Genomic DNA, 13,267 nt, shown 5'->3' with positions numbered 1-13,267 from the left:
AGGAGGGAACATGAAAGCACTGGTCTACAACGGTCCGGGCAAGTTCGCGGTCGAAACGCGGCCGATGCCCGTCTTGCAGGAACCCGGCGACGCCATCGTCAAGATCTCGAAAACGACGATCTGCGGTACCGATCTCCACATTCTCAAGGGCGACGTGCCGACTTGCGAGCCGGGCCGCATTCTCGGCCATGAAGGCGTGGGCGTGGTCCACGAAACCGGCAGCGGCGTGTCGACGCTGAAAGCCGGCGATCGCGTGCTCGTGTCGTGCATATCGAGTTGCGGCCAGTGCGAATACTGCCGCCGCGCCATGTATTCGCACTGCAAGACGGGCGGCTGGATTCTCGGCAATCGCATCGACGGCACCCAGGCCGAGTACGTGCGCATTCCGCACGCGCAAACGAGCCTCTACCGGATTCCGGACGGCCTCGACGAGGCGGCGCTCGTCATGCTCTCGGACATCCTGCCGACGGGCTTCGAATGCGGCGTGCTCAACGGCAAGGTCGAGCCGGGCAGCACGGTCGCGATCGTCGGCTCGGGTCCGATCGGGCTGGCCGCGCTGCTCACCGCGCAGTTCTATTCGCCCGCACAGATCATCATGGTCGACATGGACGCCAACCGGCTCGAGTGTGCGAAGCGATTTGGCGCCACGGCGTGCGTCGATCCGCGCGCGGGCGACGCCGTCGATGCCGTGATGAAGCTCACGGACGGCGTGGGCGTGGACTGCGCCATCGAGGCGGTCGGCGTGCCCGCGACGTTCGAGCTGTGCCAGCAGATCGTGGGACCCGGCGGCACCATCGCGAACGTCGGCGTGCACGGCGTGCCGGCGTCGATCTTTCTCGACAAGCTCTGGGACCGCAACGTGGCGATCACGACGCGTCTCGTCGATACGGTCAGCACGCCCATGCTGCTCAAGACCGTGTGCGCCGGGCGGATCGATCCGAGCCGGCTCATCACGCATCGCTTCGCGTTCGGCGACGTGCTCAAGGCCTACGAGACGTTTTCGCACGCCGCGAGCACGCAGGCGCTGAAAGTAATCATCGAGATGTGATGCGCCATGAGTAACCGGGGGCTTTCCACCGCAGTGCGCCTCGCGCGCGTCGGAGATCGTCTGACGCGTCCGTCGCGACGCAAGCGTCAGACGAAGCGCAAGGAAGCATCGCGGCTGCCGCCGCGCGTGCGCCGACTGATCGAAAGTCAGAGCTACGTGCAGGCCGACGAGGACGACGCGTTCCTGCGGCGCCCGGAAATGTGCGGGGTGCGCCTTCAGCTCGACTACTGGAAGACCGAGGAGCGCCTGCAGCAACTCGGCATTGCCCACACGGTGGTCGTCTACGGAAGCACGCGCGTCACGAGCCCGGCGCGGGCGCGCAAGCGTCTGGCCGCGGCGCGCCGCCTCGCCCAGGCTGACGCCGGCGACGCACAGCAACGCGAGTTGCGCGTGGCGAAAGCGCTGCTCCAGCGCAGCATCTACTACGATGTCGCGTGCAAGTTCGGCGCGCTGGTCGGCCATGCTCGAGCCACCAGCAAGCTCCCCAGGCTCACGGTCGTGACGGGCGGCGGTCCCGGCATCATGGAAGCGGCCAACCGTGGCGCGTTCGATGCCGGCGCACCCACGGTGGGGATGAACATCGCGTTGCCGCGCGAACAGTTTCCGAATCCGTATCTGACGCCGGAACTGTGTTTCCGCTTTCATTACTTCGCCATACGCAAGCTTCACCTGCTCGAACGCGCGAAGGCGACCGTGTTCTTTCCCGGCGGATACGGAACCTGCGACGAACTCTTCGAAGTCCTGACGCTTCTGCAGACGGGGAAAATTGCGCCGATCCCGGTTCTCCTCGTGGGAGAGACATGGTGGCGTAGCGTAATCGACTTCGACGCAATGGCCGAGGCCGGCATGATCGACCCGGACGATCTCGCGCTCTTTCGGTTTTGCGAATCGGCCGAGGAAGTCTGGGGCGCAATTCGAAACTGGTATGGCGAGGCGGACTGAGGCGGTACGTCAACCGGTCCGACACAAGGAGTGAGAGATGAACTGGCTCGCTGATTATTTCGCTCAACGCACGCCCGCGTTGAGCATTTCGCTCGCGGCGTGGCCGCCGCTGCGCCTCGGGCCCGAAGGGCCGGTGCTTCAATCGCCGCGCTGCCTGCCCTATCCCGGTGCGACGCTCGTTTTCCGGCCGGGGGGGCGGATTTCCCAAGGCGAACAAAACGTCGAGTTGCCGGCGTGCTACGAAATGCGCGCGCCGACGCCCTCGCAGGCGACGGAATGGGCGCGCAAAGCCGATGGCTCGGCCTTCTTCGAATCGGTGAAGATCTTCGCGCCGTCCCGCTACAACCCGGACATCCTCGTCACGATCAACGATTCGCTCGCGTTCGTGCCGGTCTTTTCGGCCGACGGCGCGCCCGGTTTTTCCGGCACCTGCACGGAGCGCGCGGCCGGTGCGCCGGGCGATTCCCAAATGGCGCTGCCCTGGTCGTTCCAGGGCTACATTACGATCTAGCGCGTTCGCTCGCGCCCATGCGAGGGAGTTCATCAGCATGAACATCACCTTTCCCGACCGGCCGCCGTACTACGATGCCAACCGGCTCGCGCTCACGTTTCCCGCCACGGCCGGCGGCATGAACGTCGAATGCGCAATCACCGCCGAGGCGCTCGAAGATCATTTCGGCGCGGCGTCCCCGCGCGAGGCGGATCTGCGCGCCGCATTCGTTGCACACCGGGCCGCGATCGAAAGCGCGGCAGCGCGCATGATCGAGGCGACGGGGTCCGACGCGGTCACGCTTCACAGCGGCTACTTTCGCATGTACGGCGATTCCGGCGAGGCGCCGAAAGACCGCGCGCGGTGAGGCCGCATGATTGACTCAAGTCAACGTGCGTGCCTTGGCAATCTCTAAATTGAGTTTCATCGGGGCGTTGGCCCTTAACGGAGGACCTCATGCAAGCATCAGACATCATGACGACAGACGTCATCACCGTGCGCCCCAATGCGTCGATTTTCGAAGCGGCGACGCTGCTCACCGAACATCACATCAGCGGCATTCCGGTCGTCGACGACGGCGGTGCGGTGGTCGGCATTCTCAGCGAGAGCGATCTGCTGCACCGCGTGGAAACGGGAACCGGCAAGCCGCAGCGTAGCTGGCTGGGCGAATTCCTTCATTCGACGCGCAAGCTCGCGGGCGAATACCTCAAGGAAAACGCCGTGAAAGTCGGCGACGTCATGACGAGCAACGTCGTGTCGGTTTCGCCTTCCACGCCGCTCAGCGACATCGCCGACCTGCTCGCACGCCTGCGTATCAAGCGCGTGCCGGTGATCGATCAGGGCAAGCTCGTGGGCATCGTGAGCCGTGCGAACCTGATACGCGCGCTGGCGGACGCCTCGCGGCCCGATGAAGCGGGGCTCGCTTCGGACGAGACGATCCACCGCCACGTCCTGCACGCGCTGGATGGCCATCGCTGGGCGATGGCGGCGGACAACGTCGTCGTCAAGGAGGGGATCGTCCACTTCTGGGGCACGGTGAACTCCGAAGAGGAACGCAAGGCGATACTCGTCTCGGCGGAGCGCGTGCCGGGCGTCAAGGGTATCGAGGACCATCTCGGCTACCCGGTGGTATTCACGCCGATGTAAGACGTTGCCGATGCGCGGCAAAGGCTGGGGCGGAATCCGGGTGCCCCAGCCTGTTCTGCTTCTGCCGCCGTCTCGCCGTCTGTTCCGCTTGCGCTCGCGGCCGGCGTCGCCCGTCGCCGCTCGCGGCCCACATCGGCCAAACGTGGCTCACGAGCGACGAACGGCCACTCGGACGCGCCTCATGGGCGGGGCGGGCGGCCATTCAATCGGTCATTCACGCCGGAACTTTTGCGTTGTCTTGCGACGGCGCTTCCTGCGCAGGCGAGGCCGCCCGCTCCGGCACGAGCAATACGGGGCGGCAAGCGCTCCGCAGCACGCGCTCGGCGACGCTGCCCAGCACGAGACGGCGTACGCCACGGCGCCCATGCGTGCCCATGACGATCAAATCGGCATGCCATTGCGCGGCGGCGCGCTCGATGCACTGCGCCACGTCTTGAGCGGGGAGTTCGACTTCGACCGAGCGCGATGCGCCTTTCACGCCTTGCTGCGCCATACGTGCCTCGGCATCGGCGCGAATCACGCGGCCTTCCTCGATATAGGCGTCGCGCACGATCGAGGGATCGTAGCCGGGCACGTCGTACGCCATGACCGGAAGGTCAATCACGTAGAGCGCCTGAAGTTCAGCGCCGGTATCGCGCGCGAGTCCGATGGCGGTGTCGAGGGCATGCGAGGCAGTCTTGCTGCCGTCGAGGGCGACCAGAATGCGCGAGTACATGGTAGGGCTCCTGGTGAGTCTGTCTGGAATCGGGTGAATGCAGGGGCCGGCCCGTCAATGGGACATGAATACCGGTAGCGTCATCGTAGCAAGTATCGAGCGCGTGGCGCCGCCCAGGACGAGCTCCTGAAGCCGTGCGTGGCCGTATCCGCCCATCACGAGCAGATCGTAGCCGCCGTCGGCTGCGTAGCTGAGCAGCGCGTCGCCGGTGGATTCGGTGGCGTCGCGATCGAACCGGGTAATGTCTACCGTCGTCGCGCCATGGCGCGCCAGCATGGCCGCGAGGTCCGTGCACGACGCCTGCGACTCGGCTGGCGCAAAGGTCGTGGAAGCGGCCCCGATGGTCACGTGAGCGGCCCGCGTGATGAACGGCATGGCGTCATGAACCGCGCGAGCGGACTCGCGGCTGCCGTTCCAGGCCACGAGCACGCGTTCGCCGATCGATTCGAAGTTGCCGGTGTACGGCATCAACAGCACGGGGCCGCCCGCGCCCAGCAGAACGGTCTCCGGAAAATTTTCCGCAACATAGGATTCCGGATCGTCCTGATTGAGCTGTCCGAGTATCGTGAGGTCGGCGGTACGGCTGCGTTGCATGGCCGCCGTAATCGGGTTGCCCTCCGGGGCAATCCAGGCGCCATCGACCTGGGCACGCGCGAGCTCGGCGCGAAAGAGCCGTTCGATCGCGCCGCGCTGTTCGCGGCGCAGCTTGCGATGCGTGTCGTAATAGTCGGCCGTGCCGGCCATCACGTAGAACTCGCGCGGGTTCGGCTCGAACGTCGCGAACAGCCCATCCAGATGCGCGCCGAACCTGCGGGCCAGTTTGAGCGCAAGCGAGAGCCGCGCGTTGGCGCGTGTGCTCGTGTCCATATGCACCATGATGGTCTTGTAGCTCATCGTGATCTCCAGCGAACGGGATGGTTGCGCCGCCTCTCGGGCGGAGGAAGTAATTCGAGTCTAAGAACGGGGGCCTCGTTACGCTTGATTTGAATCAACCATCTCTTCGTAGATTACTACCGACGCGCACGGATTTCGGAAGCAGGAGACGTTGAGGCAGATCAACCGGAAAACGCGTGCCCTGCTTAGATTAAATACGGCGCGACTCATCGCAGGGTTCGTGCGCCACGAACGCCTAAAGGAGGCAATGCAATGAGCAATCTGACACGTTATGACCCGTTCTCCATTGAGCCCGTTTCGGACCTCTTCCAGGGGTTGTTCCGGCCGATGCGCGGCATGCTCGCCGCCGACGAGAACGAACTCTCGGCGATGAAGCTCGACGTCACCGAGAACGACAAGGCCTACACGGTAAAGGCCGAGATGCCGGGCGTGGACAAGAAGGATATCGACGTCAAGATCGACGGAAACGTGGTGTCGATTCAGGCGAAGGTCGAGCGCAAGACGGAGCAGAAGGAAGGCGAGCGTGTGATTCGCCGCGAGCGTTACAGCGGCTCCTTCGCGCGCTCGTTCTCGCTCGCCAGCGATATCGACGAAAGCGGCGCCAATGCGCAGTATCAGGACGGCGTGCTTTCGCTCACGCTGCCGAAAAAGGCGCCCGCCGAACAGAAGCGGCTACAGATCCAGTGAGTGCCTGACGTCTTCGGGAAGAGGGGGAGAGGGCGCGTCGATCCGGGCACAAAAGCACGGCGCGCGCCATTACGGCGCAGGGGCAATGGCTCCGCGCCTTCTTTTTTTGGTGTCTGCGCAACCCGACTTTGGTGCGGCGCAACGCGTCGCAGGCGCATGAACCAGGGGGGTCAAAAAAATGAAACGACTGACTGCCGCGAGCGCCAGAATGCAGCACGTTGCGCCTTATTCGCGTCTCTACGTCCTGTTTACGGGAATGGAGCGCGTCGCCGCGCTGCTCGACTGCGTAGCGGGCTGGGCCGAACGCGGTGCGCACGTCCGACTCGCGGGACTGGCTCCCGCGGCTTCGCTGGCTGATACGGACCAGCGGGCGGCGCAGCACTTCTCCAACCGGATCACGCTTGCCGCCACGCTCGACGCCTCCCGCGAATTGCTCGCGCTGCGCGGAATCGAGGCGGACTGCGAATTCCTCGGCACCGGGCCGGACAGCGCGGCGCGCACCGAGGCGCTCGCGCGTGCGGTGCGCGACTGGAAGGCCGACCTGACGATCGGCGCGCCGGCAAATCCGGTCGCGCTCGCGGGCGAAACGGACTGCCCGGTGCTCTTGCTGCCCACCCCCACCGCACGCTACTGCTCGGTGCCGCCCCGGCGCATTTTCGTGGCGAGCGACGGAAGCGCGGCGTCGGCTTGCGCCGTGCGGGAAGCGGCGAGGCTGGCCGCGCCGGGCACGGCGGTGCGCGTGGGTTATCTCGCGTGCGATCCGGCTGCGGCGCAGCATCCCGAGGACTTCGACGCGGCCATTCTCGAAGCCGAACACGACGGCGAGCCGGCCGCCCACGCGATCATCCAGGCAGCGCTGCAATGGCGAGCGGATCTGCTGGTGCTCGGCACGCGCGGCGGCCATGAAGGCGGCCGGTGGCGCTACGCAAGCGTTGCCGCCGACGTCGCGCAGCAGACGGTGCTGCCGCTGCTTCTCGTGCCGCAGGCTTCGGGAGCGTCGATACTGACGTAATCGCATGCGCCAGGCGCGGCAGTGCGCTGTGCCGGCGTGGTTCACGTTTAGCCTGAACGGAGCACGTTCACGAAGCGCGTGCCGGAGCCTTCCCGGCGCCTCGTTGCCGCCGCCGGGGGAAGGCAGCGGCCTCGCTTCGTTCGTGGCGTTTGCCCCTTGCCCCGCAAGCCCGAGATGCGTCGAGCCGGCTCGTCGGGCCATTGCCGGGCGGGACAGGTCAGGTTGACGTGAATCAATTGGCGCCGATGGCGGCGCCCTATTCTGAATTCAATCGCAGGTCCGGTCGCTCGCCACGTTGCACGAGGCCACGTCCCCGGGTCCATGACGTATCAAGGAGATCGGAATCATGTCACTCAATGGCCATGTCGACTCGGGCGCCTGGAGCGTCGAAGCCGCCACGTCGCCGGCACCGCACGGCGGCTTCCAGTGCGAGGTCACCGTCATGCACGGCTCGCAAACGCAGCGCTTCACCCACGCCTTCAAGCATCATCGCGTCTTCGAGAGCGAAAGGGAGGCCGTGATCGAGGGGCTGCGCGAAGGCATGCTGTGGATCGACCTGAAAGTCCGTCACGCGTTCGACGTCTAGCCGCGTGCAGAGTCAATAGCGATAACGGGCCTGCGGGCCGCAACGACGCCGATTTTCGAGGGGGCACGGCGATGGGACTCGGGATGCAAATCGTCTATCTGGGTTTCGCCGGATCATCGGCTCTCGAGGCGGAAGCAGGCATCCAGTTGCTGCGCCTCGAGCGGTTCAGCGGCGTGCTGTCGGGCTGTCATCTCGCGATCGAGAAACTACACGCCTTGCAGCCCGGAGACAGCCAGCCGATGTACGACGTTCGTCTCGACCTCGTTTCGACTTCGCGCGAACTTGCGCCGCTCGGCCATTGCGAGGGAGACGACCCCGTGGCCGCCATACGCGCGGCGTTCGACGCGGCGGAACGACAGCTCGGTTCCGCCGCGTCCTCGAGCGCTTTTTCCCGTAGCGGCGCGGCGCGCCGCGATCACTGAGGCGAGCGAGGCCGGATAGGGCAAGCCCCGGTCCCCGTCAGACTTCGTTAGCGAAGAGTCCGTCTTCGGGATTGGGCAAGCTTTCGTCGACACATTGCACGTGCCAGTGTCCTTCGAGCGCTTCGGCGTTCGTGTCCGGCTGCAAACTCGCGCGGCCGCATTCGCCTTCGAAGGGACCGCTGCCCGCCTGAAGGTCAAGGCCTTCGAGCGTACAAACGGCGAGCGGGTCCTCGCATGCCAGCAGGCCGGTGCCGTCCGGCGAGGGACGGCATTGCCCCCATTCGGGCAGACTCACGCCCGCATGGCCTTCGCGGGACCACTTCTTCGTTTCCGTGTCGATCCAGATGATCGCGTAGGCGGATGGGTCGAGCCGGTCGAAGCTGTCGAGATGGACGGTGACGCGCATGGCGATGCTCCCTCAAAACGTGCGGTTACTGGCTCAGCACCCACCGAACGAGCGTACGCGCATCCTTGGCCGATAGCGGCCCGCCGCGGTCTGCCGCCAGGGGCATGGCCATGTCGCCCCAGTGCGCCTTGCCGCCGTGCCTGAGCTTTTCTTCGAGCATGATGTGCGCATCCGGATTGTCGCGGTAGCGCTCGGCGATCTGGTGGAACGACGGCGCGAGGAAAGGCGCGTCCGACGTATGGCAGAACATGCAGTGCTGCTGATCGACGAGTTCGGTGGGCTCGGGAAGCTGCGCGTGTGCGCCGATGGCATGCAACGCAAGCGCGCATGCCGTCGCCGCGTGAAGCAGGAACAGGTTTGCCCGCCGCGCGTGGAGCGGGGGAACCACGAGGGCGCAAGCGGCCGGGTGGATGGTACGTGGCATCGATGGTCTCCTCGAATGCAGACAGGGAGCAGAAGGCGGTCCGCCGGAATTCATGGTCTCATCGACGCTCATCGTTCCGTTGATGTGCGTCAAGCGGTGCAGGATTGCATTCGCCGGGTTTCGCGGCACGAAGTCAAAAAAGACGGCGCCGGGTACCTGGCGCCGTAAAACACACGCGCCTCGGCTTCGAGGCTCGTTGTGCCAGCAACGATCAGCAACGGTCTGCGACGACGGGCAGCGGCAACGCCGCCGCCTTCGGCGTCACACGCGTGCAAGTCCCTCCAGATCGACGATGCGGATCTGCTTGCCGTTCGGCTCGACGAGACCTTCGCGCTGAAAGCGCGAGAACATCCGGCTCACGGTCTCGAGCTTCATGCCGAGAAAGCAGCCGATTTCCTCGCGGCTCATCTTCAGGTTGAAGTGCGCACCGGAATAGCCGCGCTTCTGGAAGCGCGCCGCGAGATCGAGCAGGAATGCGGCGAGGCGCTGTTCGGCGGTCATCGTGCCGAGCAGCATCATCAGGCTGGATTCGCGCACGATTTCGCCGCTCATGAGTTGATAAAGATGGCGCTGCATGCGGCGGCTCTCGCGGCAGAACGTTTCGAGCTGGACGAACGGGATGATGCAAACCGTGCTGTCTTCGAGCGCGATGGCGTCGCAGCTATGCGTGCCGGAGCACACGCCGTCGAGCCCCAGCGGCTCGCCGGGAATCTGGAAGCCCGTGACCTGCTCGCGGCCGTCGCGATGCATGACGATCGTCTTGAACGAGCCGGTGCGCACGGCGTAGAGGCTCTGGAACGGGTCATGCGCACGAAACAGCGTTTCGCCGCGGCGGACGTTGCGCGTGGTGAGGACCACGGTATCGAGTTGCTGGAGTTCGCTGGACGTGAGGTCCGGCGGCATGCAGGCCGGACGCAGCGAACAGGCGGAGCAACGTGGAGCGGGGCGCGGCGCGGCTTCACGCACGGCTGGCTCTATGGGCACAACAGGCCAGCGCGAAGGCGTCGGCATGGACAGGGTGGATTCGCAGGCGGGCTCAGCATACATGATCGTCTCCAGTTCAGGGCGCGGGGGCGGCGCGCCGTTTCACTAACGCTTCAATGGCTTTGCAGGCGGCGTCGAATTCCGACGTCTTGTCGAAGAAGAAATCGGCTCCCGCCCTCCGGCAGGCAGCGCGAAACGGTTCGCCGGCGTGGTTAGTCAGCACGACGGTCACGACCGAGGGCTGCTCGCGGGCCAGCAGGCTGAGCAATTCGATGCCGCTGCCGCTCGCGAGCCTCAGGTCGACCACCGCGACGTCGGCGCCGCTTTCGGCAATGCCGGCCAGGGCGGTCGCTTCGTCCTCGGCTTCTCCAATCACGGTCACATCAGGAATGGCCGACAAGGTTTCGGCGATTTTCCTGCGCACGGCAATCGCATCCTCGACGAGAAAGACTTGCAGTGTCTGGCGGACAGGACTGTGACTGGCATTCATGTAGCCAGTATCGACGGCGCCATCTCGAAAAAATATCGGCGCCGATGGAAAATGGCGTAGGTGAAACGGAAGGCGTGTAGGGCGATTCCTACGCTCGCGTGGCAATCAGCCGCGGCACTGGCGGGTCAGGGTTCGTCCGGATCGTCGAGCAGCTTGTGGCGCATCGCATAGCGCACGAGCGCGGCTTCGTGCGGCATCTGCATCTTCTCGAGAATGCGCACCTTGTAAGTGCTGACGGTCTTCGCGCTCACGCAGAGTTCCTGCGCGATTTCGGTGATGGTCTGCCCGGCCGCGATACGCCGGAATACTTCGAACTCGCGGTCGGAAAGCCGTTGGTGGGGGAGGGTCTCGGCGGGCTCGTTCAGGCTTTGCGCGAAGCGCTCGGCCATCGTCATGCTGATGTACACGCCGCCGGAGGCGATCTTCGTCACGGCGCTGACCAGTTCCGCGCTCGCGCATTCCTTGGTGAGATAGCCCGAAGCGCCCGCCTTGAAGGCGCGCACCGCATATTGCTGCTCGGCGTGCATGGTCAGCACGAGGATGCGCAGCGCAGGCTTTTCGTCCTTGATCTGCTTGATGAGATCCACGCCGCTGCGGCCCGGCATCGAGAGGTCGAGCACCAGCACCTGGGCGGCGCGCTCGCGCACCAGCGCGAGCGTGGTGGCGCTGTCGCAGCCTTCGCCGACGACTTCGAACTGGACGTCGCGCGCGCTTTCGAGAATCCGTCGCAGACCGTCGCGCATGAGCGCGTGGTCGTCGGCGATGATTACCTTGATCATCATGATGCGGCCTCTTCGGACTGAAGGGCGTGGACGGCAAATGTGATCGTCATGGCAAAGCCCTTTCCGGGCGCGGTATCGATTGAAACGGTTCCGTCGAGCATATGGGCGCGCTCGCGAATGCCGAGCAGGCCAAACGACTTGTCCCGCAAGGCGTTGCGCTGCCTGTCGGCGGGGTCGCCGGTTGCGCCAAGGCCGTCGTCGGCGATGCGCAGGACGCAGCTTGGCCCCTCCACCCTGAGTGTGATCTCGACGAAGCTCGCATCGGCATGACGGGCGACATTGGTCAGCGCTTCCTGAACGATGCGAAAGAGCGCCGAGGCGGCGGCGTTCGAAAACATCGCGGCGTCCGTGTCCAGGTCGCGCTCGACCACGATGCCGTAGCGGTCCGTGAAGTCGTTCGCGAGCCACTCGATGGCCGGCACGAGGCCGAGGTCGTCGAGCATGACCGGCCGCAGGTCGGCCGCGATGCGCCGCAAGGCCGCCACGGTCGAATCGATCAGGTTGCGCATGCCGGCAAGCCGCGCGGGGACGTCGGAAGCGAGATTCTCGCCGAGCCTGCGCTCCAGCGCCGAGAGATCGATCTTGAGCGCGGTGAGCTGCTGGCCGAGATCGTCGTGAAGCTCGCGCGCGATGCGCGTCTTTTCGGCCTCGCGCACGTTCTGCAGGTTGGCCGACAGTTCGCGGAGCTCTTCGCGCGAGCGCGTGATCGCCTCCTCCGCGCGCACGCGTTGCGTGATGTCTCGCATCATGACCGTGAAAAGCTTGCCCGAGTGGTCCCGGATCTGCGAAATCGACGCCTCGATGGGAAATTCCTCGCCGTTGGCGCGCAGTCCATAGAGCACCCGTTGCGGGCGGCCCATCTGGCGCTCGGTGACGCCCGTCACGCCAAACTGCTCGACATGCTGCGCGTGCGCGGCCCGGAACCGCTCGGGAATGAAGCGCGAGAGCGGCGAGCCGATCGCCTCCATGGCGGAAATGCCGAACACCTGTTCGGCGGCGGGGTTGAAGATCACCACGCACTGGGTTTCGTCGACGGTGACGATCGCCTCCATCGACGAGCGGATGATGCCCATCATGCGGGCTTCGTTGAGCCGCGCGTCGCCTGCGACCACCGCGGGCGACGGGGCAGCGCGCATGAGGCGATGCACGAGAAGCGCGAACGCGGCGGCGGCGAGGACTCCCGCGAGAAGGATGGCCGTGGCGCAAGCGGCCGCGCCCGTGAGCAGCGGGCTCCCGTCGGCGCTGACGGCGAGCGTGAGCGTCGCGCCGCCGAACACGAACGAATCGCTGCGCCGGAAGCGGATACCGGGCAAAACCTCGTCTTCCTCGCCGCGCGCGCTCGTGTACAGGTCCAGCGGCGGCGTTCCGATCCGGGCACTGACGGTGATCCCGGGGTCGGCGGCGACGAGCGGCTCGAACAGTCTCCTTGCGTCCAGCAAGGCTACGGCGAAGCCGACGACCTTGCGCGCATCGCCTTGCGCTTCGGACGATGCTGCGTACACGGGCAGCCAGAGCGTGAGAAGCGGCGGCGCGTTGGCGAGGCCGGGCACGGCCGCGAGCGCGGCGTTGCCCGTCTCGGCGGCGTAGCGTCGCGCGGCACGCGTCGCGACGGTTTCCACAAGCGCGTTCTCGGGCACGGTGGAGGTCAGACCGGCCCATTGCGTCGTGGCGCCGGTGCCGGCGCCCGCAGCCGCCGCCGGGTCGGCCCGCAGGGCATCGTAGCCAAGCGCGATGACCGCCGAGCGGGCCCGGTCCAGATCGATCGCCGACACATAGCGTTTCCAGGCTGCGGGATCGGGGGGAGGCGTTTGCGCGAGCAGGGCCCGCGCGCCGCGCAACATGGCCTCGTCGGCAATGAGCGTTTGCTCGAGCGTTGCGCGCAGCGCCGCTGCGCGCCGCGTGAACCGTTGCTCCGCCGCCGCCTGCCACTGCCGCGTGACGAACGTCGCAACGGCGCCGGCAAGCGCGCAAGCCACGATGAACGCCAGCGCGGCCGAGACGGCCGGATCACGCAGGCGCGAGACGATCCCCGGGCGCGCGCGTGCTCCGCCGCGCAAATCTCGCTTAGCGCTTGCGCTCATGGCGAAAATCCGAAGCGGAACGCGTGTGCAAATGTATTGCGTAGGCCATGCGCGTATGAAGTACCAGGCTCGATGGAAGGGACACCGGCACCCGCTGGGATGCACGATGCTCGCCCTATTTTATGGCCCACGCGCGTACGTGTCCCGAAAAAGTTTGG

17 protein-coding genes are annotated in these 13,267 nt (G+C 65.9%); 9 read left to right on the top strand and 8 right to left on the bottom strand.

Going from position 1 to position 13,267, the window contains the following annotated elements; genetic code table 11:
* Positions 1-10: 10 nt before the first annotated feature.
* From BLU17_RS17275 to BLU17_RS17255, 5 genes are all read left to right on the top strand, one after another.
* On the top strand, positions 11-1,048 hold the full coding sequence (locus BLU17_RS17275; protein WP_091998681.1) for a zinc-dependent alcohol dehydrogenase family protein: 1,038 nt from the start codon (positions 11-13) through the stop codon (positions 1,046-1,048).
* 6 nt (positions 1,049-1,054) lie between these two features.
* Positions 1,055-1,990, top strand: coding sequence for an LOG family protein (locus BLU17_RS17270; protein WP_091998678.1), 936 nt, complete (start codon positions 1,055-1,057; stop codon positions 1,988-1,990).
* A gap of 37 nt (positions 1,991-2,027) precedes the next feature.
* Positions 2,028-2,501, top strand: coding sequence for a hypothetical protein (locus BLU17_RS17265; RefSeq protein ID WP_091998675.1), 474 nt, complete (start codon positions 2,028-2,030; stop codon positions 2,499-2,501).
* 37 nt (positions 2,502-2,538) lie between these two features.
* The gene (locus BLU17_RS17260; protein WP_091998672.1) at positions 2,539-2,847 is read left to right on the top strand and encodes a DUF1488 family protein; all 309 of its coding nucleotides are present in this window, start codon (positions 2,539-2,541) and stop codon (positions 2,845-2,847) included.
* An 89-nt stretch (positions 2,848-2,936) separates the two neighbouring features.
* The gene (locus BLU17_RS17255; RefSeq protein WP_091998669.1) at positions 2,937-3,626 is read left to right on the top strand and encodes a CBS domain-containing protein; all 690 of its coding nucleotides are present in this window, start codon (positions 2,937-2,939) and stop codon (positions 3,624-3,626) included.
* A 214-nt stretch (positions 3,627-3,840) separates the two neighbouring features.
* Here BLU17_RS17255 and BLU17_RS17250 read toward each other — a convergent pair whose 3' ends face one another.
* Positions 3,841-4,341, bottom strand: a complete 501-nt coding sequence (locus tag BLU17_RS17250; protein WP_091998666.1) for a universal stress protein — start codon at positions 4,339-4,341, stop codon at positions 3,841-3,843.
* A 54-nt stretch (positions 4,342-4,395) separates the two neighbouring features.
* On the bottom strand, positions 4,396-5,235 hold the full coding sequence (locus BLU17_RS17245) for a universal stress protein (RefSeq protein WP_091998664.1): 840 nt from the start codon (positions 5,233-5,235) through the stop codon (positions 4,396-4,398).
* Positions 5,236-5,487: 252 nt separating this feature from the next.
* Here BLU17_RS17245 and BLU17_RS17240 point away from each other — a divergent pair, with 252 nt between their 5' ends.
* From BLU17_RS17240 to BLU17_RS17225, 4 genes are all read left to right on the top strand, one after another.
* Positions 5,488-5,922, top strand: a complete 435-nt coding sequence (locus BLU17_RS17240; RefSeq protein ID WP_091998662.1) for an Hsp20/alpha crystallin family protein — start codon at positions 5,488-5,490, stop codon at positions 5,920-5,922.
* 178 nt (positions 5,923-6,100) lie between these two features.
* Positions 6,101-6,934 carry a universal stress protein gene (locus BLU17_RS17235; protein WP_091998660.1) on the top strand — a complete coding sequence of 278 codons (834 nt, stop codon included), beginning with the start codon at positions 6,101-6,103 and terminating at the stop codon, positions 6,932-6,934.
* A 346-nt stretch (positions 6,935-7,280) separates the two neighbouring features.
* Positions 7,281-7,520, top strand: a complete 240-nt coding sequence (locus BLU17_RS17230) for a hypothetical protein (protein WP_091998657.1) — start codon at positions 7,281-7,283, stop codon at positions 7,518-7,520.
* A gap of 71 nt (positions 7,521-7,591) precedes the next feature.
* On the top strand, positions 7,592-7,942 hold the full coding sequence (locus BLU17_RS17225; RefSeq protein ID WP_091998654.1) for a hypothetical protein: 351 nt from the start codon (positions 7,592-7,594) through the stop codon (positions 7,940-7,942).
* 37 nt (positions 7,943-7,979) lie between these two features.
* Here the strand turns inward: BLU17_RS17225 and BLU17_RS17220 are convergent, their stop codons facing one another.
* From BLU17_RS17220 to BLU17_RS17195, 6 genes are all read right to left on the bottom strand, one after another.
* Entirely contained in the window at positions 7,980-8,348 is a 369-nt protein-coding gene (locus tag BLU17_RS17220) for a DUF3564 family protein (protein WP_091998651.1), read from the bottom strand.
* Positions 8,349-8,373: 25 nt separating this feature from the next.
* The gene (locus tag BLU17_RS17215) at positions 8,374-8,772 is read right to left on the bottom strand and encodes a c-type cytochrome (RefSeq protein ID WP_245746900.1); all 399 of its coding nucleotides are present in this window, start codon (positions 8,770-8,772) and stop codon (positions 8,374-8,376) included.
* 261 nt (positions 8,773-9,033) lie between these two features.
* The gene (locus BLU17_RS17210; RefSeq protein WP_091998934.1) at positions 9,034-9,783 is read right to left on the bottom strand and encodes a helix-turn-helix domain-containing protein; all 750 of its coding nucleotides are present in this window, start codon (positions 9,781-9,783) and stop codon (positions 9,034-9,036) included.
* A gap of 49 nt (positions 9,784-9,832) precedes the next feature.
* Positions 9,833-10,246: a response regulator gene (locus BLU17_RS17205; protein ID WP_091998650.1), complete on the bottom strand. Its 414-nt coding sequence runs from the start codon at positions 10,244-10,246 to the stop codon at positions 9,833-9,835.
* A gap of 125 nt (positions 10,247-10,371) precedes the next feature.
* Positions 10,372-11,025: a response regulator gene (locus tag BLU17_RS17200; protein WP_091998931.1), complete on the bottom strand. Its 654-nt coding sequence runs from the start codon at positions 11,023-11,025 to the stop codon at positions 10,372-10,374.
* Entirely contained in the window at positions 11,025-13,109 is a 2,085-nt protein-coding gene (locus BLU17_RS17195; protein WP_091998647.1) for a PAS domain-containing sensor histidine kinase, read from the bottom strand. The genes BLU17_RS17200 and BLU17_RS17195 overlap by 1 nt, the downstream gene beginning before the upstream one ends.
* Positions 13,110-13,267 lie beyond the last annotated feature (158 nt).

This window comes from Paraburkholderia lycopersici, assembly GCF_900096975.1.
GTDB lineage: Bacteria > Pseudomonadota > Gammaproteobacteria > Burkholderiales > Burkholderiaceae > Paraburkholderia > Paraburkholderia lycopersici.
This window is presented reverse-complemented; position numbering and strand designations above follow the sequence as displayed.